This window comes from Bacillus sp. (in: firmicutes) (genome assembly GCA_017656295.1).
Taxonomy (GTDB): domain Bacteria; phylum Bacillota; class Bacilli; order Bacillales; family JACDOC01; genus JACDOC01.
The window spans coordinates 1-22,602 of record JACDOC010000028.1 but is presented as its reverse complement, the minus strand read 5'-3'; the positions used below and the strand labels follow the sequence as shown (position 1 = coordinate 22,602).

General features: G+C 38.1%; 19 protein-coding genes and 3 pseudogenes. 18 read left to right on the top strand and 4 right to left on the bottom strand.

Annotated elements, in window-relative coordinates:
* Nucleotides 1-13: 13 nt before the first annotated feature.
* Nucleotides 14-1,363 carry a phosphoglucosamine mutase gene (locus H0Z31_15065; protein ID MBO8178747.1) on the top strand — a complete coding sequence of 450 codons (1,350 nt, stop codon included), beginning with the start codon at nucleotides 14-16 and terminating at the stop codon, nucleotides 1,361-1,363.
* A 279-nt stretch (nucleotides 1,364-1,642) separates the two neighbouring features.
* Here H0Z31_15065 and H0Z31_15060 read toward each other — a convergent pair whose 3' ends face one another.
* Nucleotides 1,643-2,476 (bottom strand): pirin family protein, encoded by an 834-nt coding sequence (locus tag H0Z31_15060; protein MBO8178746.1) that lies wholly within the window; start codon nucleotides 2,474-2,476, stop codon nucleotides 1,643-1,645.
* 740 nt (nucleotides 2,477-3,216) lie between these two features.
* On the opposite strand from H0Z31_15060, the gene glmS reads away from it, so the two are divergent.
* Entirely contained in the window at nucleotides 3,217-5,019 is a 1,803-nt protein-coding gene (gene glmS / locus H0Z31_15055; protein ID MBO8178745.1) for a glutamine--fructose-6-phosphate transaminase (isomerizing), read from the top strand.
* Between the two features lie 205 nt (nucleotides 5,020-5,224).
* On the opposite strand, the pseudogene H0Z31_15050 reads toward glmS, so the two are convergent.
* Nucleotides 5,225-5,611, bottom strand: a pseudogene (locus H0Z31_15050) (transposase).
* A gap of 642 nt (nucleotides 5,612-6,253) precedes the next feature.
* Here H0Z31_15050 and H0Z31_15045 point away from each other — a divergent pair.
* The 13 genes and pseudogenes from H0Z31_15045 (at nucleotide 6,254) to H0Z31_14985 (ending at nucleotide 17,410) form a co-directional block, all read left to right on the top strand.
* Complete coding sequence (locus H0Z31_15045) at nucleotides 6,254-6,730, top strand: DUF2975 domain-containing protein (GenBank protein MBO8178744.1); 477 nt, start codon at nucleotides 6,254-6,256, stop codon at nucleotides 6,728-6,730.
* Nucleotides 6,731-6,740: 10 nt separating this feature from the next.
* The gene (locus H0Z31_15040; protein ID MBO8178743.1) at nucleotides 6,741-6,962 is read left to right on the top strand and encodes a helix-turn-helix transcriptional regulator; all 222 of its coding nucleotides are present in this window, start codon (nucleotides 6,741-6,743) and stop codon (nucleotides 6,960-6,962) included.
* A 107-nt stretch (nucleotides 6,963-7,069) separates the two neighbouring features.
* Nucleotides 7,070-7,864: a DUF817 domain-containing protein gene (locus H0Z31_15035; protein MBO8178742.1), complete on the top strand. Its 795-nt coding sequence runs from the start codon at nucleotides 7,070-7,072 to the stop codon at nucleotides 7,862-7,864.
* 629 nt (nucleotides 7,865-8,493) lie between these two features.
* A pseudogene (locus tag H0Z31_15030) lies at nucleotides 8,494-8,763 on the top strand (ATP-binding protein).
* Nucleotides 8,764-9,213: 450 nt separating this feature from the next.
* Nucleotides 9,214-9,747: an RNA polymerase sigma factor gene (locus H0Z31_15025; GenBank protein ID MBO8178741.1), complete on the top strand. Its 534-nt coding sequence runs from the start codon at nucleotides 9,214-9,216 to the stop codon at nucleotides 9,745-9,747.
* Nucleotides 9,731-10,636 carry a hypothetical protein gene (locus tag H0Z31_15020; protein ID MBO8178740.1) on the top strand — a complete coding sequence of 302 codons (906 nt, stop codon included), beginning with the start codon at nucleotides 9,731-9,733 and terminating at the stop codon, nucleotides 10,634-10,636. The genes H0Z31_15025 and H0Z31_15020 overlap by 17 nt, the downstream gene beginning before the upstream one ends.
* 258 nt (nucleotides 10,637-10,894) lie before the next feature.
* Nucleotides 10,895-11,860, top strand: a complete 966-nt coding sequence (locus H0Z31_15015) for a S8 family peptidase (protein ID MBO8178739.1) — start codon at nucleotides 10,895-10,897, stop codon at nucleotides 11,858-11,860.
* Nucleotides 11,861-12,671: 811 nt separating this feature from the next.
* Nucleotides 12,672-13,034, top strand: a complete 363-nt coding sequence (locus tag H0Z31_15010; GenBank protein ID MBO8178738.1) for a DUF2294 domain-containing protein — start codon at nucleotides 12,672-12,674, stop codon at nucleotides 13,032-13,034.
* Between the two features lie 154 nt (nucleotides 13,035-13,188).
* The gene (locus H0Z31_15005; protein MBO8178737.1) at nucleotides 13,189-14,199 is read left to right on the top strand and encodes a sodium-dependent bicarbonate transport family permease; all 1,011 of its coding nucleotides are present in this window, start codon (nucleotides 13,189-13,191) and stop codon (nucleotides 14,197-14,199) included.
* 242 nt (nucleotides 14,200-14,441) lie between these two features.
* A complete protein-coding gene (locus tag H0Z31_15000) occupies nucleotides 14,442-14,615 on the top strand; it encodes a hypothetical protein (protein ID MBO8178736.1) in 174 nt (57 codons plus the stop codon).
* On the top strand, nucleotides 14,590-14,910 hold the full coding sequence (locus H0Z31_14995; GenBank protein ID MBO8178735.1) for a GNAT family N-acetyltransferase: 321 nt from the start codon (nucleotides 14,590-14,592) through the stop codon (nucleotides 14,908-14,910). Before H0Z31_15000 ends, H0Z31_14995 begins: the two co-directional genes overlap by 26 nt.
* A gap of 208 nt (nucleotides 14,911-15,118) precedes the next feature.
* Nucleotides 15,119-16,186 (top strand): P1 family peptidase, encoded by a 1,068-nt coding sequence (locus H0Z31_14990; protein MBO8178734.1) that lies wholly within the window; start codon nucleotides 15,119-15,121, stop codon nucleotides 16,184-16,186.
* Nucleotides 16,187-16,198: 12 nt separating this feature from the next.
* Nucleotides 16,199-17,410, top strand: a pseudogene (locus H0Z31_14985) (MFS transporter).
* Nucleotides 17,411-17,540: 130 nt separating this feature from the next.
* Here H0Z31_14985 and H0Z31_14980 read toward each other — a convergent pair.
* On the bottom strand, nucleotides 17,541-18,170 hold the full coding sequence (locus H0Z31_14980) for a hypothetical protein (protein ID MBO8178733.1): 630 nt from the start codon (nucleotides 18,168-18,170) through the stop codon (nucleotides 17,541-17,543).
* A 66-nt stretch (nucleotides 18,171-18,236) separates the two neighbouring features.
* The gene (locus H0Z31_14975) at nucleotides 18,237-19,769 is read right to left on the bottom strand and encodes an MFS transporter (GenBank protein MBO8178732.1); all 1,533 of its coding nucleotides are present in this window, start codon (nucleotides 19,767-19,769) and stop codon (nucleotides 18,237-18,239) included.
* 423 nt (nucleotides 19,770-20,192) lie between these two features.
* On the opposite strand from H0Z31_14975, the gene H0Z31_14970 reads away from it, so the two are divergent.
* From H0Z31_14970 to H0Z31_14960, 3 genes are all read left to right on the top strand, one after another.
* Nucleotides 20,193-20,660 (top strand): NUDIX domain-containing protein, encoded by a 468-nt coding sequence (locus H0Z31_14970; GenBank protein ID MBO8178731.1) that lies wholly within the window; start codon nucleotides 20,193-20,195, stop codon nucleotides 20,658-20,660.
* Nucleotides 20,661-20,748: 88 nt separating this feature from the next.
* On the top strand, nucleotides 20,749-21,216 hold the full coding sequence (locus tag H0Z31_14965) for a hypothetical protein (GenBank protein MBO8178730.1): 468 nt from the start codon (nucleotides 20,749-20,751) through the stop codon (nucleotides 21,214-21,216).
* A gap of 38 nt (nucleotides 21,217-21,254) precedes the next feature.
* Entirely contained in the window at nucleotides 21,255-22,172 is a 918-nt protein-coding gene (locus H0Z31_14960) for a DMT family transporter (protein ID MBO8178729.1), read from the top strand.
* Nucleotides 22,173-22,602 lie beyond the last annotated feature (430 nt).

Here is a 22,602-nt window from a genome sequence, read left to right as displayed (position 1 = left end):
AGAGAATGATCCAATGGGAAAATATTTTGGTACTGACGGAGTACGTGGGGTTGCAAACTCGGAATTAACACCGGAATTAGCTTTTAAGCTTGGTCGTTTTGGTGGATATGTGTTAACAAAAGATACCGACCGTCCGAAAGTGTTAATTGGACGTGACACGCGAATTTCTGGTCATATGTTAGAAGGTGCTCTAGTCGCTGGTTTACTATCGATTGGTGCTGAAGTAATGCGACTTGGCGTCATTTCCACACCAGGCGTGGCCTTTTTAACAAAAGCGTTAGGAGCACAAGCAGGGGTCATGATTTCCGCTTCTCACAATCCAGTAGCGGATAACGGAATTAAATTTTTCGGTCCAGACGGCTTTAAGCTTTCTGATGAGCAAGAAGCGGAGATTGAAAAGTTGCTTGAAATGGAAAAAGACGAACTTCCACGTCCAGTAGGCGCTGATCTCGGCCAAGTGAGCGACTACTTTGAAGGTGGACAGAAATATTTACAATATTTAAAGCAAACGGTGGACGAGGACTTCTCTGGCATACATATTGCACTTGATTGTGCTCATGGTGCGACGTCCTCTTTAGCACCTCATTTATTTGCTGATTTAGAAGCGGATTTATCAACAATGGGGGCTTCACCGAACGGCTTAAACATTAACGACGGTGTCGGTTCTACTCATCCTGAAGCATTAGCAAAATTCGTACTCGAAAAAGGCGCCGACGTTGGTCTAGCATTTGATGGCGATGGTGACCGCTTAATCGCGATTGATGAAAATGGAAACGTCGTTGATGGTGACCAAATTATGTACATTTGTGCGAAATATTTAAACGAACAAAATCGCCTAAAGCACGGTACGGTTGTTTCTACGGTAATGAGTAACTTAGGATTCCATAAAGGATTAGAAGCGCTAGGCATTCAAAGCGTCCAAACCGCTGTTGGCGACCGTTATGTCGTAGAGGAAATGAAGAAAAACGGCTATAACTTAGGTGGGGAACAATCCGGTCACATTATTTTCCTTGACTATAATACGACCGGCGATGGTTTATTGACTGGTTTACAGCTTGTCAACATTATGAAAATGACAAACAAAAAATTATCCGAATTAGTGGGTGAAATGCAAAAGTTCCCACAAAAATTAGTGAACGTTCGTGTAAATGACAAGCACCGCGTCATGGAAAACGAAAAAGTAAAAGACATCATTGCACAAGTAGAAGATGAAATGAACGGAAACGGCCGTATTCTCGTTCGACCATCCGGTACGGAACCGCTCGTTCGCGTCATGGCAGAAGCTCCAACAGAAGAAGCGTGCGAGTCATATGTTGAACGAATTGCTGCTGTCGTAAAAGAAGAGATGGGATTAGAAGAGTAAAGGCTAACCGTATGTAGAAGCCGATCATGTTTGGAAAGGACCTTTTTCATCGATTTGGCATACTTGACTCAAAAATTAAAATGGAGAGCACATATTAGTAATATAATACGTGCTCTCCTTTATTTTTTATGAGATCAGTCTTAAGAAGAGGGACTATGCGTTCGTCCCCCAAAAACCTTCAGCATGTCTAACGGAATACGGACTATCAAAAAATCTACCCTTTTGGTTTAGGATGTTTTCTTACTCACCAGTCGCAAAATGAAAAAAAGCTCCATATTGTTACTCGGCGAACTTTCCTTCTTGATAATCACGAATGGCTTGGTGAATTTCTTCGGTTGTGTTCATTACAAACGGTCCATATGCGACAATCGGTTCATTGACTGGTTCACCAGCATAAAGAAGGACACGTAATTTTTCGTTAGCGCTAACAATCAGTTCGCTTTCCTCCTCCTTATCATGACGACTTAGAAATAATGCTTGCCCGTTCTTTCCCTCGGTACCATCGACACCGAATTTACCGCTTCCTTCTAAAATGTAGAGAAATCCGTTATAACTGCCCGGCAAATCTTGTACGACGCTTGCTCCCGGCTCTAACGTCATTTCTACCATCGTTACAGGAACATGGTTAAGAGTCGAGGCTTTGACCCCCTGCGAAGATCCGGAAAAAACACGAATCACTGCCCCCTTTTCTTGGCGAACCGGCATTTCTTCGGACTTTAAATTTTGATAACGGGGTTCTGTCATTTTTTTCGTGCTCGGTAGATTGATCCATAGTTGTAAGCTATGCACCGTCGACCCTGGCGCTGGATCTTCTTTATGAATCACTCCTCGCCCCGCTGTCATCCATTGAACATCCCCAGGACCAAGTGTGCCATGACCAGCTTTATTGTCAAAATGTTCGAGTTGACCGTAAATCACATACGTCACTGTCTCAATGCCACGATGCGGATGAAAATCAAATGTCCCCCTTTGGAAAATATCCTCCATTAAAAATAAAAAGGGGTCATGTTCTTGCCAATTTCCAGGCTCTAGTATTGGACCGCTTTTATGAATCGGACTGTTAGTGGTTATTTGAACTGTTTTGATGCATCGAATACGGCGTTGAACAGTCATATTTTCTTCTCCCCTCATTTTTTTACAACGTTCAAACTTACAAATAATACTACCACAATCGTTGGAGTGTGTTCATCTTTATCGTCCTGCAGCTACAAAATAAGAAATAAAGCTCCTCCCTAAGGTTTAAAAACTCTGATTTGGTCAAAAAAGTGATCCGAAAATGGTTTCTATAAGCAATCCTTGTATGTAGTTAAAGATGTTTAATTTGACATTTAGGGATTAAAAATAGTTCTATAGATGAATGTCTACTAAGCATTCCTTTGAAGGTCCATACAAGTCGGAAACATAGAAAAAAATATGGTCTTTTAAAAAATGAACTCCTTTCCTTCTGTTGCATACGCTAGAATGTAAGCAGTTACAAATCACTTCTTAGATTTCTGTCAATTGTAATATTTGTAAAAATAGTTGACGAAAAAAAAACCAGTAGTGTATGATTACGTTTGAGTTCATGTTTAGTCAAAAATAGAAAGGTGGGTAGTGGGTAATTAGTTTGTTTTAAAGCGCCCGGACTAAGCCGCTAACGGGACGACACACACGGCTTAGTTGACGAGGAGGAGGTTGATCGATTGTTCGGCGGATGCCTCCCGGTTGCCACGCACAACCGATTTTCCTTTCTTAAAACATCGAGGCAACTCGGTGCACAAAGGGAAGGAAATGCGTGAACAAAAAAATACAGAGATAAGGGGGCAAGAGCGCCCCCAGCCTCTTGCCCCCAAATTTAGGGAGGAAGAGAATCTATGTGTGGTATTGTTGGATATATTGGACAACAAGATGTGAAAGAAATTTTATTAAAAGGATTAGAAAAGCTTGAATATCGAGGATACGATTCTGCAGGTATTGCGGTGAAAAATGCAGAAGGTGTGCACGTTTTTAAAGAAAAAGGACGCATTGCGGACCTTCGTAATATTGTGGATCCAAGCGTTGAAGGAACGGTAGGTATTGGTCATACACGCTGGGCAACACACGGGGTACCAAACCGCTTAAACGCTCATCCACATCAAAGCGCATCCGAACGTTTTACGCTTGTTCATAACGGGGTTATCGAAAACTATGCGATTTTAAAACGTGAATACTTACAAGATGTTACGTTAAAAAGTGATACGGATACAGAAGTTATTGTTCAACTTGTTGAGCTATTTGTAAATGATGGACTAAGCGTAGAGGAAGCGTTCCGTAAAACTCTTACGCTATTAAAAGGTTCTTATGCGTTAGCGTTAATCGATGCAGAAGACGATACAACGATTTATGTTGCGAAAAATAAAAGCCCATTACTTGTCGGTTTAGGAGAAGGATTTAACGTTGTGGCAAGTGACGCGATGGCGATGCTTCAAGTGACAAACCAATTCGTTGAACTAATGGATAAAGAAATGGTCATCGTGAAAAGAGATGAAGTCACGATTAAAAACTTAGAAGGAGAAGTCATCACTCGCGATCCGTTCACTGCGGAGCTTGATGCTTCTGACATCGAAAAAGGTACGTATCCGCACTACATGTTAAAAGAAATCGACGAGCAGCCGTTAGTCATGCGTAAAATTATTCAAGCATACCAAAACGAAAACGGCGAATTAACCATTGACGAAGAAATCATCCAAGCGATGAACGATGCGGACCGCATCTATATCGTAGCGTGCGGAACAAGCTACCATGCCGGTCTTGTCGGAAAACAGCTCATTGAAAAATGGGCGAACATTCCGGTAGAAGTTCATGTGGCGAGCGAATTTAGCTACAACATGCCGCTTCTATCTGAAAAGCCGCTCTTTATCTTCATTTCTCAAAGCGGTGAAACAGCAGACAGCCGTGCGGTACTTGTTCAAGTAAAAGAAATGGGCTACAAAGCGTTAACGATTACGAACGTTCCTGGTTCAACACTATCTCGTGAAGCGGATTACACGTTACTTCTTCATGCAGGACCAGAAATTGCGGTAGCATCCACAAAAGCGTACACAGCACAAATAGCTGTACTTGCGATTTTAGCGGACGTTACAGCAAAATCTCGTGGCAAAGTACAATCGCTTGACTTAGTTCATGAGCTTGGTATCATCGCCAACGCAATGGAAGTACTTTGCGATGCGAAAGAAGAATTCGAACAAATCGCTCGCGAATATTTAGCTACAACACGCAACTGCTTCTTCATTGGTCGTACGGTGGACTACTATGTTGGTCTTGAAGGAGCGTTAAAGCTAAAAGAAATCTCTTACATCCAAGCGGAAGGCTTTGCTGGTGGAGAGTTAAAGCATGGTACAATTGCGTTAATTGAAGAAGGCACACCAGTCATCGCGCTTGCAACACAAGAAAATGTCAACTTAAGCATTCGTGGAAACGTCAAGGAAGTCGTTGCCCGCGGCGCGAACCCTTGCATCATTTCCATGAAAGGCTTAGAAACAGAAGACGATCGTTTCGTCATCCCAGAAGTACATCCAATGCTAACACCTCTTATCTCTGTCATTCCGTTACAACTTATTGCTTATTATGCGGCTCTACATCGTGACTGCGATGTCGACAAACCGCGTAACTTAGCGAAGTCCGTGACGGTGGAGTAATTTTAGGGGACAGTCCCGCTCTGCTTTAAAGTGTTAAAAAGTGAAAAACACACGTTTCGGAGTGAAAGAATTATACTCCGGGCGTGTGTTTTTATTTTTGCGCATTAACAGTAACAATTGAGTGAGTATTTGTAAAGGGTGAATGTTCTTCATGATGAGTACCATTAAAGGACTAGAGGTACCGTCAAGAATTTTGTGTAAGGTCAATATTGCTTATCGTGGTTGGGGAGTAACTGGAACCAAGAATTCGTTCAATAAATTTACCGATTTCTCGAGTGCTTATCCCACTTTGGTACATTATAATAATCGCTTCTTCAAGCCAACCATCGCGACGTTGATAAGGTTCAAATAGTTGGGTTTGAAAATCCCCATTTCGATCTCTTGGAACATGAAGCTGATCAATTTTTCCATACTTTGTATCCAAAGAACGGGTGTAATACCCATTTCTGGAGTTATGAATCTCTTTCCGTTCTACTTCAAAAAAGTTTTTGATTTCTTCTTTCATGATGAGCTCTAATTTTTCTTTGACAAACTCACGAATCATATTTTCTAGTTGATTTGCGAAGTCAGAGTTAGGTATACTACTAGACATAGGTAGGGTCATCCTTTCTCAATTTGTTTGGTCGCAAAACTGAGAATACCCTACCTATTTTTATTGATTCATCACCAGTGATTTAGACAAAAAAGAAGAAAGCATTTATAAAATCCTGGAAATAATGTTAGCGACTAAAACAAACATTAGGAGGATTCATAAATGCTTTCTTTATCACTAGGATTACCAGATTTTAAAGTGATTAAACACGAAAAATATTCAGATTATCACCTTGTATCAGTTGAAAAAAATGTTGAGTAATAAAAAAGTTGTTTAAAATATAAAAATGTCATTTAAAAAATAAAAAAGTCGTTTAGTTTTTTATTCAACAAACGGGACATATTGTGGAATAGCGTACCAGTTATTTTAAAGGAAAATACTTATAATTAACGGGATGTTGCACAATAAGCCCATACTTCTTTTGATGTTTTCTGTGTTTGATATTCTAATTTTAAGAAGCATCTCTGTGAAAGCAGAGATGCTTCTATAATTATATGAGGATCAATGGTTAGGCTTTTCCCGACTTCAAGTTTTAGGTCAAATTTAACAACAAATTTTTATCAATATTTAATAACTTTTTATTGTAAAACGATAAATATTGTTTTAAAATTTATTCAAAAATAAATTAGTGAGGTGCTTTTTATGAAACAAAGATCAACATTGTTTTTAAAAATCGCTGTTTTTATTATCGGAACTCCAGTTCTTACTTTATGTATATTTGGATTACCTTGGTTAGCTAATAATCCAGTAAATCCAGATTATGCCCATATACTATATCCCATTTTAATCATTATGTATGTATCAGTGATACCGTTTTTCGTTGCATTGTATCAGGCTTTTAAACTTTTAAGTTATATTGACAAGAACAAAGCGTTCTCGGAAATATCTGTAAAAGCTTTAAACAAAATAAAATATTGTGCAATCACAATCAGTGGCTTATATGTGGTTGGTATGCCATTCTTCTACATCTTGGCGGAGTTAGACGATGCCCCAGGTATCATATTAATCGGATTGGTCGTTATTTTTGCTTCAATGGTGATTGCAGTCTTTGCTGCTGTTCTCCAAAGGCTTTTACAAGAAGCCATCAATATAAAATCGGAAAATGATTTAACGATCTGAGGTGAATAACATGGCAATTATCATCAATATTGATGTGATGCTGGCTAAAAGGAAAATGAGCCTTACAGAACTTTCGGAGAGAGTTGGAATCACGATGGCTAATCTTTCTATATTGAAAAATGGAAAGGCAAAAGCGATTCGTTTATCAACTTTAGAGGCGATTTGTAAGGCTTTAGAATGTCAGCCTGGAGATATCTTAGAATACCGAAGTGATGAAGACACCCAAGATTAATAAAGTAGGAAACATTGAAAGGAAAAGAAAGTTATTCGGCGGTGAGCTAGCTACTATACTAAGCAGGACTTTCATATATTCAGAAAAAACCTTTGGAGGAACAAATCATGAGAGCACTAAAACAACTCGTTCGTTTTGGTTGGGAGCAGGCCCTATCATGTTTGTTTCCTGTCGTTATTTTTGCCTCTTTGGCTTTTACAAAAATCGTGCCACTTCCCTTCCTACCACGGTATGACTGGCTGCTCATCATCTGTCTTCTGATGCAGTGGTGGATGGTGCGTTCTGGGCTTGAAACACGGGATGAACTAAAGGTTATCACATTGTTCCACCTTATTGGACTTGCTCTTGAAATTTTCAAGGTACATATGGGCTCCTGGTCTTATCCAGAGGAAGGATATTTCAAAATTTTTGGAGTGCCTTTGTATAGTGGATTTATGTACGCAAGTGTAGCGAGTTATCTTTGCCAGGCATGGAGGAGGCTTAAGGTTGAACTGGTTAATTGGCCACCGTTTTTGGTAGTTGTACCTCTTGCAGCTGCGATTTATTTGAATTTTTTCACCCACCATTATTGGATTGACGTTCGTTGGTGGTTATCTGGAATTGTAATTATCGTCTTTTGGCAATCGTGGGTCACATACGAGGTTGATGGAACTCGTTACCGTATGCCACTCGCACTTTCTTTTGTGCTCATCGGATTTTTTATATGGATAGCCGAAAATATCGCAACGTTCTTTGGAGCTTGGGAATATCCAAACCAAACCGATGCATGGAGTCTTGTTCATTTTGGAAAGGTGAGTTCATGGCTCTTATTAGTGATTGTTAGCTTTCTTATAGTAGCGACGTTAAAGCAGGTTAAGGGAAAAATTCAACTAGGAGAAACTAGTACTAGTCAATTTTTATAACTGTTAAGAACCCTTTTTTAAAAAGTCGGAACCTTAGCATAGTAAGGAATTCGACTTTTTTTAGGTTGAAGTTCTCCTAGCGTACAAATTTCCGAATAAGATAAATTGGAAAAAGCAATGTTCGAATTGTTGCTTTTTTCTTTATAAATAGCTTTTGATAATACTGCCGGAATGCATTTATTACAGAACACATTTTCATAGGTGATTTAGAGAGTTAATATTAGAGTTCCATGGTAAAACAATATGGGTATTATTTTTTAATTTTAAATGAAAATGTTCTATGGAAGGGCTGTTTCTTATTTCTCAAGTTCTTTATCTAACAATAAGGAAATTAACTCGAAAAATTTTCTAAATTACTAATATACACATGAAAGTCTATGAAGAAAATATATTGAGTAACAATCATTAATAGCGGCGGAGGGGTTTATTTGAAAGCCATTAGGTATATTATTAGTTTTTGTATCATATTTGTTGGCATGCTTATTATCGGAGAAAGCCATATCTTTTATTTGGATAATTTTTATACAAGATTTGACCATACTACTATGTATTTGCAGTCGGGCACAACCGATGAAGAAATGATTCAGGATATCCTTCATTCAGCAGAGCGTCATAAAGTGGACGTCTTTGATGATGTCATGTATATGGCATATGAGCAACAAGACGCTCATTCATTCTTTCAGTTTATATACGAAATGTATGACAAATGTGTATTCGTATTAACCTCTAATAAAGGTCCAGGAGAATGGGGGAAATTCCTGGGTGACAAAACTTTAACGACAGCCATATTAGATCGTCTCCTTCATCGTAGTGAGATTTTGACGTTAAGTGAGGAGCAAAACAGCATAAAAATGAAATACCGAAAAGCATTATTCAATGAACCAACTGTTGAATCTTAATTGTCGAAAACTGTTGAGTCTTAATTATTAAAAACTGTTGATTTCTACTTGACGGTTACATTATGAGTCCATAGCAATAATCAAAAGAGAGGATTATATAAAACTTCCCTAAATTATCTCGGCATGAATCTATTCTTAAGAGACAGTCCCGCTCCGCTTTAAATTGTTAAAGTTTTTATTTTTTGGAGCATTGGTTTTCAGCTGAAGTTACCTTAAAGAAGGAATGTGGAATTTAATATAGAAATTTCATATTTAGAGAACAAGCAGATACCGATCAACACTTAATGGAGTGATTAAACAAACTAGTTAGACACATTTATAGCTCAATCAGCAAAAGGACGCGATGCCTCAATAGTAGGTATCGTATTTTTTTATTATTTGTAATCGGTGTCACAAATTTCCTTTTCGTACGACTGATTAATTAGAAGAGGAAAACAGGTGGTGATGAGGTTGAACAAAGACAGGAAACGTCTCGTGATGGAGTGGTACGAAACGTACTACGATGACATTTATCGGTTTATTTTATTTATGTTGGGAGACAAACAATGCTGTGAAGATTTTGTTCATGACACGTTTGTTCGGGCATATACGGCCTATGATCGATTTGATCAACGCTCAAACGTAAAAACGTGGTTGTTCAGTATTGCCAAGCATTTGGTTCTAGATGAAATACGTAAAAGAAAGCGGAGAAGGTTATTTTCAATGAATTTGATGGAGAGGGACATTCCATCTTCCTTCAATGTAGAACAAATGATCGAACATAAAGAAGCAGTAACACAACTATTGACAGCTATCCAACAACTAAAACCTAATTACCGAATAGTGATTCTTTTGAAGAAGGTGGAGGAATGTTCGACAAAAGAAATTGCTCAGATTCTTGACTGGTCCGAGGCAAAAGTTCGTAAAACGTTATCTAGAGCGATGAAATTACTTAGAAAAATAAACGGGTTAGAAGGTGGTGGGCATGTTGAGCAAACATTTTGATGATCAGTGGAAGCTACTTCAACAACTGAAGCCAACAAGTAATCAAAAAGAAGCGATGAGAAAGAGAATTTGGGAATCCATTCAACATCACCCTGATCGCTCCCGAAAGAGTTTTATTCCATGGAAAAACATTTTAGCTACTGGTTTGCTCCTCCTTATTTGCGGAAGTTTTCTGTTATTCCTTCTGCTGGAAAGCACTCAACCACAATTTTCAGAAGGAATGAGTATAGGTGATAAGCAGTTCAGTTGGGATTTGAAAGATGTATATAGTAAAAATGCAGATCATGGTTTGGCACTATATCGTGAAGGTCAAGCAGCGGTGCAGGTTGGAGCTGTCCAGCAAATAACGGAAGAAGAAATGAATCGGATCATTCATAGTGTACCGATGTTTGTGTATAAAAAACTTGAAAATTTCCCCTATCCGACATCTATGTATATTGAGCATGTAAAAATGATGGACGTGTTAATCCGATACCACTTCTTTATTCCATTGACTGACGAAAAAGTCATTTATTTTACTTTTGAATATCCTAAGCTTGACCATGCTGAAATTTTTCAAGCCGTTTCTACGCTACGAATTGAAGGGATAAAGCCTTATACAGATACCGACCAGCTTTATGTGACACACGGTTACGGGACATTAATTTACCCTGTCGGACTAGAGCCCATTTCCATTTCTCCAAATAAAGAAGTGTATCATTGGGAAGGGGCGTCGATTGAGGCCTTTAATGCTTATATTAAAAAAATAGAAGAGGGCAATTGGGAGAAAAAAGCTACAACAAATCAATCTCATACGTTTGTGTCAGCAAGTGGAAACGAAGAAGTTACCATCACAATAGAGGGGGAAACAATCACGTATGAGTTTTTCTATCCGAACCGAGACCAATAGTCAAGCGTGGAAGAGGTTATGGAATGAGAACTCCCCATTAAAAGGGTACCATTATGAAGCAGGAAAACTCTCTTTGTGTATATTCATTTTTTAATTAAACGTTTGTATAAATGAACAAGCACGGTTCGAAGTTGATTTTTTTATATTGCAGAATGTTAGTTCGTAAAAGAAGGTAATTTAATACAAAAAATAGAATATATAATATATGACTTCTTAGAATGGACTTGAAGGAATACAAATATTCCGAAAAGGGAGAGGATGTACTTGTCAAAAATTAAATTAATCCCGTACAAGTTAGAAGAAGTCAGGAAGGATACAAAAGAGATACCTCCGGGAGTTGAACTGATACAAGCACCAGCTTTTTGGAAAAAAGGGTACTATGGGGATCATATAGTGGTTGCTGTAATTGATACAGGTTGTCAGACAGGTCATCCTGATTTACAAGAGCGTATTATTGGTGGTTATAACTTTACTGAGGATTACGGAGGAGATCCTAACGTATTTCTCGATAACAATGGTCACGGGACACATGTTTGTGGCACAATTGCTGCTACAGAAAATGACCAAGGAGTTGTAGGGGTAGCCCCAAAGGCAAAACTGCTTGTTTTGAAGGTGTTAAATGGAAATGGAGAAGGTACAGTAGAATCCGTTACAAAAGCCATTCAATATGCTACCAAATGGAGAGGGAAAAATGGAGAAAAGGTACGAGTTATATCCATGTCATTAGGAGGACCAGAAGATAATCCAGAGCTCCATAAAGCAATCCAAGAGGCTGTTAAACAAAATATAGTAGTAGTATGTGCGGCAGGTAATGAAGGAGATGGCGATGGAACAACAAATGAGTATAGCTATCCTGGTGCTTATTCAGAAGTTGTAGAAGTAGGATCTGTTGACCTAAACAAACGTTTATCACGTTTTAGTAATACGAATGATGAAATCGACTTATTGGCTCCAGGTGAAAAAATCCTTTCTACCTATCCAACGAATCAGTTTGCAGTATTGACAGGTACTTCGATGGCGACACCTCATGTATCTGGAGCAGTAGCTCTTTTAATCCAGCAGTTCGAGGCAGAGAACAAACGGACCCCTACCGAACCAGAAGTATATGAATTGTTAATTCAACATACAGTTTCCTTAGGATACAGTAAGAAGGAACAAGGGAATGGATTGTTACAGCTTCAAGCAGAAGTAAAGGAATGTGAGAAATCTTCCCCGAATCTATGAATACTTTTTGAGTCTATGAAATCGCACAAAGTATATAAAGTTTAGGGTGTCTATTTAGGCACCCTTTTATTTATTCTTTATTCATTTGTTACAACTTCCTTTGAGTTGTTAAAAGGAAGAAGGATTGAACTAATAGTTGTAGAAGAATGTAAAGTCAATCAATGATCGTATAAGGAGAACCTTTCATATCAAAATGGAATCAATGATGAAATGATGGAAGGTAGAATTAAAAAATCATGATATTTAAGCCTTAATATTCGTTGATCATTGTTTTTTCCTTATACGCTTTGATCGAGAGAAAAGGGAATAAAAATGAAAGAATATTGTTTTATACAGGTATTTTCTTATTTATTTTTCTTTTATCAAGATAATTTAGAATGAAATATTGAAATAATATCCTGTTGTAACCTTTCTAATCGGTATCAAGTTGAATTTTTGCAAATCACTAAAACTAACAAAGGGAATCGTTCATCAATTGAACGCATTCCTTTTTGTGAATGACAAGATGGTTGAATTGTAAAAAATGGAAATAAATCTTTTCGTTTCATATTGACACATTTTATATTAAAATATAGAGTATAATTAAATTTTAACCGATGAAATTCTTATGAACTTTATAAACTCTGTGCTTTAGCATACTGTTAATCAAAAATTGGCAGGATGAAAAAGCACTTCATTTTCTCATACTGATTCAAATGATTGAACCTGTCCTATGAGGTCCCCTTTGACCCTAAAGCTGATACACTAGGAATGGATGTATAAAGTGAACAATTGGACCTCTTTTGGCATCTAAGTTTTTGAGGAGATGAATATGAACAAATCAAAAGGCTTTATTGAAGCAGAAATAAGTAAAGCAATCACTCAATGGGAAAAAGAATTCCTCGGACGAGGTTCATTATCAGTTAAGACAGATATTTTACGAGATATGATCATTGTGAATTTACAAGGTATTTTAACACCTGCTGAATATTCAGTTTGTGAAACAAAAGAAGGAATGTTATCTATAAAGAGGATTCGTTCTGATTTAGTTGAATCAGGGATAGAGGATTTAAAGGAAATTATTCTCACGATTACTGGAGAAGAAGTAAAAAGTTTTTTCACCGATATCAGCACTCGTACAGGAGAACGAGTAATGGTATTTAAATTATTTAATAATCTTGAGAAAAAATTTTAAAATAAAAAATAAATATATAAGGGAGATCTTCAAAGAACCTATGTGGTTAGTTGAAGATAAACCGACAATTTTCAGAAAACACGGTTAACAAAAACCGTTCGTTCTGAAATTGTCGGTTTTTTTATTTGAAAATAATGCTTGAAGGAGGGCTACCATGTCAGAAATTATCATACAAAATTTATTATCACCAGTCGTGTTGTTTTTCGTATTAGGAATTATGGCTTCCTTATTTAAATCAAATTTAAAATTTCCAGACGGATTAAGTGAAGGACTAAGTATTTATCTGTTAATTGCTATTGGACTCAAAGGGGGAATTGAACTTTCCCATTATTCCATTGAATCTGTTATTGGCCCCATTTTTGGTACATTATTTTTAGGAGTCATCATTCCTTTGATAACACTCATTATTTTACGATTAATGAAGATGGATCTAAAAAATTCTATTGGTCTAGCTGCAACTTATGGATCGATCAGTATTGTTACCTACGGAGCTGCCATCACGTTTCTTGAGAAAAGTGGAACAACTTATGAAGGATTTATGAATGCTTTAGTCGTGCTAATGGAAAGTCCTGCAATCTTAGTTTCATTACTGTTATTAAATATCATAGAAAAAAACAGGGATATACCAGAAATATCCTATCAAAGCATGAAGTTTATTCCAGCATCAGCAAAGCTAATTGATAAAGAAGTCATTAAAGAAAGTATATTTGGAAAAAGTATATTGCTGCTGTTAGGAAGTTTATTAATAGGATTGGTCCTTGGAGAACGTGCTGTACCAACGGTTAAACCATTATTTATAGACTTATATAATAGTGTGTTAATTCTTTTCTTATTGAACATGGGATTGATTGCAGGTAAGCGTCTGCCAGAAGTGAAAAAACACGGTTTCAAATTACTGTTGTTTGGATTAGGTGCTCCGCTTCTTTTTGGAAGTTTAGGCGTTTTCGTAGGGAGTCTTGCCCATCTATCTTTAGGCGGAAGTACATTAATGGGGGTTCTAGCAGGAAGTGCTTCTTATATTGCTGCACCAGCGGCATTAAAAACTTCTGTCCCAGAAGCAAATCCTTCGATTTATTTAGGATTATCATTAGGAGTTACTTTCCCGTTTAACCTTGTTATCGGAATACCTGTATATTATGAAATCGCTCAATGGATTGTTTTTTAGGGGACAGTCCCGCGATACTTTAAAGTGTGAAAGAGAACCGTGATGAAGGTAAGAAATATTGAATTCAGGGTTGGATTCAAAATAACTATAGTATTGGTTTTACGTTAAATGATAGGGTGGTGACGTGATGTCGCCATCCTTATGTTATTTTTTATCCGAGTTTACATAAAGTAAATATTACCAATATATGATAAAATATGTTTATGTCAAAAAAAGGGGATTAATAGAGAGGTAAGGACAAAATGATTGTTTTTGAGAAAAACGAAATTAGTAAGCTAGAAGTGGAATTAGACATCATGAACTCTAATCCAGCCTATAACATAATTTCAAAAATAGAGAAAAAAATCGATGAAGAAGATATTCGTAATGAATATTTAGAGTGTAAGGAGATTGAATACAGAACGCTTATTAGTTAAACAAAATGATGCGTATATTGGTCTAATAGATTATTGCTTAGAAAATCCATCTGATAACCTAACGTGGATCAGCTTGTTTATCATTCATCAAAAGTATCAAGGAAATGGAACTGTTACTTTCGTTTATCAGTCTTTTGAGAATATGATTAAACAAATGAACAAGAAGATATTACGACTTGCTGTACATAAACAAAATGAACGTGGATTAAGGTTTTGGTCAAAATTAGGTTACAAGATATTTAAGGAAGTAGAATATCAAGGGAAACTTCACTATTGCTTAGAAAAAGAAATATAAGTTCCCCTTATTTTCTTATTCCCAATATGAAGTTAATTAGTTTTTTAAGTCATTTATTTGATTAAATTTTTAATAATGACAGGATTTGGAATCTTTTTTGTCAGAATATAGAAAAATATCTATACATTTGTTGGCAGACATTATACAATACGTATCATCTACACGATTAAGTGAATCGTTGGAACGATAAAAGAGTATGGGGGCAGACATGGCTACGCAACGAAAAATACGGGACTATGGTGTTGTGATTGGCTCAATGAAAACAGGAAAAAGGAATTCCATTACGGATGTGGAAGGCGTCACCGTTGGGCATACGACCCTCGATGACGGCGATATGAAAACAGGGGTAACAGCGATTGTTCCGCATCCAGGGAATTTGTTTAAAGAAAAGGTGCTAGGGGCTACCTATGTGATTAATGGGTTTGGAAAAACGACCGGAACGATTCAAATAGATGAGCTCGGTACGATTGAAACGCCGATTATATTAACGAATACGCTTAGTGTCGGTGTTTGTACGAACGCGCTTGTAAAATACATGTTAGAGCAAAACCCGGAAATCGGCCGGACGACTGGAACGGTGAACCCAATCGTTTGTGAGTGTAATGATATGTTGTTAAACGATATCCGAGCGGGATTTGTGAAAGAGGAGCACGTGTTCCAAGCGTTAGAGCGGGCGTCTGTCGATTTTGACGAGGGGAGTGTCGGAGCGGGAACGGGAATGGCTTGCTTTGGTTTTAAAGGAGGTATTGGCTCTTCGTCTCGTTTATTAGAGATGTCTCATGGTACATATACAATCGGGGTGTTGGTGCTTTCGAATTTTGGGCTCATGAAAGATTTTCGATTAAATGGTGAGCCAGTAGGGAAGAAGTTAAGTTCAGTCGTTCCTCCGCCGCATAAAATAGAAGATCAAGGTTCAATTATTATTGTCGTTGCTACGGATTTACCGGTATCGGAACGACAGCTGAAACGGATTATGAAACGGGCCTCTGTCGGGTTAAGTCGAACCGGTTCCTATTTTGGTAACGGAAGCGGAGATCTTGTGATTGGTTTTTCGACTGCTACTAAACAACCGCACTTCCCAACCCTTTCATTACTGACGATGGAAACCATTCATGAAACCGACATCGACCAAGCCTTTATTGCTGTTGCCGATGCCACTGAAGAAGCTATCTTAAACTCCATGATCACAGCAAAAACAACCATTGGGAGAGGCGGATATACGTTGTATTCGTTGGCTGATTTTTTGGGGACAGTCCCGCGATACTTTAAAGTGTGAAAGGAAACCGTTATGAGGGCAAAAAAAATTCATCCTATAAGTCTTACAATTATTATTGGAACGTTGTTTGCGAGAATGGCGACGTTTATGACGATTCCGTTTTTAGCGATTTATTTGACGAATGTAAAAGGGGTTAGCCCGTCTGCTACGGGAGCGATTATTGGAATTAGTTCCATCGTAGGGCTATTTGGCGGTTTTTTTGGAGGATATTTTTCCGATCGATTTGGTCGGGAGAAAGTGATGAAGATTTCGCTCTTTATGTGGGGATTTATCTTTATTGGCTTTGCAACTGCGGAGGCAGTCTTCATCTTTTTCCTATTAAATGCATTAAACGGGTTAAGCCGCTCGTTTTTTGAACCATCCTCTCGAGCGTTGTTGTCTAAAGTAACGAAACAAGAAAATAAATTGCTCGTTTTTAATTTACGATATGCGGCGATTAATGTGGGGGCAGCGGTAGGACCGCTAGTCGGGCTGAAAATTGGCAGTTCGTCATCGACAGCGGCATTTTTTGTGACAGCAGCTGTCTATTTTCTCTATTTTATTCTACTCATCATGATGTTTGCTCACTATAAAATTGAACAAGGGAACGTAGCGACGACCGAACGAGTAACTCTTCGTAAAGCCATCAACGTATTAAGTCACGACCGGGTGTTCTTGTTTGCCGTCATTGGAATGATTCTCGGAATCACTGGGTATTCGCAATTTAACTCAACGATTCCGCAATATTTATCCCAATTTGAAGATGGGGTAAAGCTTTTTTCTTATTTAATTGTATTTAATGCAATCACCGTGCTTGTCATGCAATACCCAGTCTCAAGAATTGGTAAGCGGTATTCGGCGCTTACGTCCATTATGTGTGGTATTTTAACCGTTTCATTAGGACTATTAGGATTTGGTCTATTTACTTCAGTTCCTATGCTATTTGTCTCCATGTTCGTATTAACTGTTGGAGAAGTCATGATGTTTACGATGACCGACTTATTTATTGACCAAATCGCGCCACAACATATGAAAGGATTATATTTCGGTTCCATGAGCTTTACCGCCATTGGAGGCGCAATTGGTCCATGAATCGGTGGACTGATGCTTGAACAGCTAGGCTATGGGAATCATTTATTGATCTTTAGTTTATTAGCCTTATTTACTTCATTAGGCTTCCCGATTCTTTTATATGTAAAAGCGTTAATGAAAGTGACGAAGAGGAATGTGGAGTATAGTTTGTAAAAAACGTCTTGGGTTATATGAAAAAAGGGCTTCTAGAAATGGAGGCCCTTTTTTTCATTTATGGAAATGATGTTGATGTACTTCCTGATTTATAGAATACCAATAGAATTTGATAGGTGATTATTAATGCTTATAAATAACTTCCGTACAAATCTAAAAATCGATTATGTACCATCATATATGTTAGGTTTCCTTCTTTTAGCAGGTGAACTAACTCCTTGATATCGTTCCCCGTAATATCCTTTTCTGATTGATAAAGATAATTCCCGACACCAGCTACGGATTTTAATTGAAGGTTGTTTAAATAGTTCAATTTTTGACGGTACATAGAGAGATCGTTAAGCACCGTTTTAGGGTAAATCTCAATATCCACGATGAGTTTTTCTTTAGGGACCATGGAAAGCTGAGTCATCAGATGGTTTAAATTCTCTGTCCATAACCTCTTCAACGTATTCCCTAGTGGTACGATTACGATTTCGTCAAATAGGTGGTGATATTGTTGAACGTAATGGATGAGCTCCTTGTCGTTCCATACGCTATTAAATCCTAGTTTTGCTTTAGTTTTTATCTTGGCAAGAAATGCGTTCAAAATAGCTAGTGCTTTCCTTGTGTTTTGATGGTAACTCTCTAACCATAATGTATCTTGAGGAAATTGAAAACTTTTTAAATAGGTAGGTATATCTTGAATAGAGAAGCAAACATGCGAATGATGATTGGTTAACGCTTTTTTTAGTTGATTTGTATGGTAGATGATGTTCATTTCATTTCATTCCTTTAACGTATTACTCTGTTGAGGGACTGTCCCCACAATGGTAGGACATGTATCCTACACTCTTTTGTTACTTGGCAATAACAGAATCAGAACAAAACTAATTAACGCAAAGGTAAAAACGCCCCAGTAGACATGATGAAGGGACAGGCTTAGACCATTTTTAAGCACAGAGATGGTCTGTTCACTTAACTGCTCTGTGCCGTGGGGGTCCAATAAGATGTTGGTCGAGTCGATATTGACCTTATTTTGTAGCCTGTTTTCTTTTATAAAATCTTGAAGCGATCCGTTTAAAATACCACCTAATAAGGCCGCGCCAACTGTGCTGCCGAGGCTACGCATAAACATATTGGAGGCGGTGGCGATTCCTCGTCGTTCCCAACTAACCGTGGACTGAATCGAGACAATGAAGGAAGTGGTGGAAAGCCCCATGCCGACCCCAATGAAAAAGGAACCGACCATCGCATGAACAGGTCCATCATCCCCTGAAAGTGTTAAAAAAATGATGCTTCCGATGATTAAGGAGACCCCACCAAGAATAGAAGTGGCACGAAAGCCAATTTTTAATAGTAAGCGTCCAGCAAGTGTCGAGGCGATCGGCCACCCAATGGACATGGTGGTTAATGTAAATCCGGCAACCATCGGTGATTGTTCCATGACCGCTTGTACAAACGCTGGTAAAAAAGATGAGATACCGATTAACATCACCCCTGTTGTTAAAGAGGTGATATTGGCGATCAAAATAGACCGTTCTTTCCAAATATCAAAGGGCATCATCGGTTCGTTGGCGCGACGTTCTTGGATGATAAAAAATAGAAACGCTGTAGCTGACACGATTAGTAGGGTGATTACAGGTGCGGATGACCAAGCCCAATGAACACCGCCTTCAACTAAAACAATCATCAACGTACTTATGGAAAGAAACATAAGTAATGCGCCGATATAGTCGATATTCGGTTTTTTCTTTTGGATGTTTTCGTGTAAAAATAACGTGACCCCTAGCATGGCTAACAGGCCAATTGGTATGTTAATCCAGAATACAAATCGCCAGCTCACATATTCGACTAACATTCCGCCTAATGCCGGACCCATGATGGCGGAAATGCCCCAAACGCTAGACAAGTATCCTTGAATTTTTGCTCGCTCTTCTTTCGTGTAGATGTCTCCAACAATGGTGGAAGCAATCGGCATGACTGCGCCTGCACCAAAGCCTTGGATGATACGGAAGAAAATTAAGGCTTCGATGGTCGAAGCGGTGCCGCATAAAATGGAACCGATCAAGAAAAAAGTAATTCCTATGTTTAAGATGGGTTTACGGCCAAACAGATCGGAAAGCTTACCGTAAATAAGAACCGTCACGGCATTCATTAATAAGTACGCGGAAAAAATCCAACTGTACTTCGAAAACCCACCAATTTCTGCAACAATGGAGGGCATCGCTGTGGACACGATCGTCGCTTCCACCGCCGCCATAAACATCGCCAGCATCACAGATGCCAGCACGAGCGGTCGTTTCGTTCTCTTTTCACTCTCTGAATCGGCAGCTTCAACAGATTTCTGCTTCGTCAAAGCTTCTTTATATGTCTCCATTTAGTCACTCCTCTCTCATAAAAGAACCCACATTCATTCCGATTGCAAGGAAACAAAGGCCGTGCCTTTTCAACCTTCAATCCTTAGCCAATCGAAATAACTCCTTCTTTCCATTATCAGGATAAAAAGAAAAATAGCCAAGTCCTAAATCTCAACCTAAGACTACTTTCATACTTTAGTATGGTAGTAAGGTTAGGGTGAGGGACAGTCCCGCGATGCTTTAAAGCATCGCGGGACTGTCCCTCACTCATTTAAAGTGATAAAACATACCAAAACTGAACGGGATGGAGTAAAATGGAATTTAAGATCATAACCATTCCTAAAAAGAGATACAATGGGGATAATTTTACATTAAAAATCATGAACATTCGTACAATATTTTCACTTCTTTCTAATTATATAAAAAGGAGCAAGGAACTTGTCATGAACGATTACATTCAAACTATGCGAAGGATGATTGGTCATGAAACACTGTTAACCGTTGGGTGTGGTGCGATCATTGAAGATGAATATGGTCGTATATTATTACAACATCGAACGGACGCGGATGTTTGGGGAATACCTGGTGGAGTTATGGAAATTGGCGAAACGTTCTTAGAAACTTTAGAAAGAGAAGTCTATGAGGAAACAAATCTAAAAATCTATCATCCTCAATTGTTCGGTTTATATTCAGGTAAAAAAGGACTCACCCAATATGCCAATGGGGATAAAGTGTATAGTATTCAAATCATTTTTCACGTCAGGGAATTTGAAGGAGAGCTAAAAAGAAATAACGAAAGCCGAGAATTACGCTTCTTACATAATAACGAACTACCCCCAAACATCAATCCTCATCAAGCACCCTTCATTTATGATTGGGTAGAAGGGGTATCCACTCCGATTATTAAATAGGTATGGGATGGGTAATTTAACTCTTTAAAGTAGTGAGGGACAGTCCCGCGGTCCTTTAAAATATTAAACAACGAAAGTGAGTGAGTGGATGGCAATTATAAGATATTTATTTTCTACATTACCCATTCATTTATTTATGGGTGGGATTTCGTTAACTTTATTTTTAGCTACTCTTAATGATCGGACGCATTCGGAAGTAATCAAACTATCTTTATTTCTCTTCTTTTTTAATATAATAGGATATTTATTACTAAGCTCTTTTCTCCCAAAATGGTTTCAAGCGAAAGAGGTGTTATGCTCAACCTTTTTCTTTTTAGGATTAGGCTTGTGTATTTGGGCTATTAGTTTTTTAACATTACAATTAGGGAATTTATATTTCCTTTATCATATTGTTGGTTATACCTCTTTTATTTGGATTCCTTACTCATTCACTAATATAAGTGAAGAATTGGGGTTAAAACTCGGCTATTTATTTTCTATAATCCCATCAATATTAATTATCTTTGGATTTTATGTAGGCAAAGTACATAAAGGGGACAGTCCCGCACCCCTTTAAAGTGTCAAAGCGATTGTTCCTCAGGAGGTCAATAGACTATGGGTATTCACCAAGCCAACTTGAGTGCCAAAACACACGCGACGTTAAAAATGGTTGTATCAATGGTTATTTTTGGTTCGATTGGTTATTTTACCGTTCTTACAGACTTGCGTTCTTATGAATTAGTTTTTGTTCGTTGTATAAGTGCGACTGTCTTTTTAATACTATTTTGGTTGCTTACAGATAAATATAAGGCGGAACAGTGGAGTAAAAAAGAAGTGCTTCAAGCGCTTGCGTGTGGCTTTTTCCTTGTGTTTAACTGGGTATTTTTATTCAAGTCATTTGAAAATACATCTATCACCGTTGCCATTTCTGTCTATCACCTAGCTCCTGTTCTTGTACTTATTTTAGGAGCCATCTTTTATCGTGAACGCTTAACCCTTCTGTCGGTGACGTCCATAATCCTCTGTTTTATAGGAACCGTTTTTATATCAGATCTCAATGCAGAAAGCTTTCGTGGTCAAGGGGTTTCGGCTGGAATCAAATGGGGGCTTTTAGCCGCGCTATTTTACGCTATGACCACTTTGCTCAGTAAAGGTATTCAAAAGTTAAGTCCCTACGCAACGACGTTTATTCAAACGGGGTTAGGTGTCATTTTGTTACTTCCCTTGATCCATCTTGAAGAATTTCATCATCTAACAGCCTCCAATTGGTTGGCTGTGACCACAACTGGAATTGTTCATACAGGAATCGTGTATTTGTTATTCTTTGATAGTGTTCGTAATCTTTCTACTAAAATCATTTCGGTTCTCGTGTTCCTTGACCCTGCCGTTGCGATTTTACTAGATACGCTTTTCCTCGGCTTTCGTCCAAATGCATTACAAAATGTCGGAATGATTCTTATATATAGCGGCATGGCGTTAACATTAGTAAAGTCGAAACAAACGAAAGTAGAGAGAGTTTCTCAAGATAGTTAAATATGGGACTGATTTTTTGGGGACATTTTTTGGGGGCAGTCCCTCAATGCTTTAAAGCAGTGCGGGACTGTCCCTCACTTTTGTCCCTCACTTTCGATTTATAGATGGTGTCTAGTCTTAGCGGTAGGATGAAAGTTGCTCTTGTATGGGTGTAAGAGAATGATACTGAGGAATATTGTCATGACTAACATAATTAGTGTCCCCATTATTACGATTATTCGGATGGAAACTATTTGAGCGACTGCTCCAAAAATGGCAGTTGTCACAATGACGAGTAAGGCCTCGACAAACGCATATACACTTCCTACTCGTCCCATCACTTCTACAGGAATGTTGTTTTGATAAAAAGTTTGGATTCATCACCACATTTTGTGATTTAACCCAAAAAATAAGGAAAACACTCACGAATTCCTGGCAATAATGTTAGCGT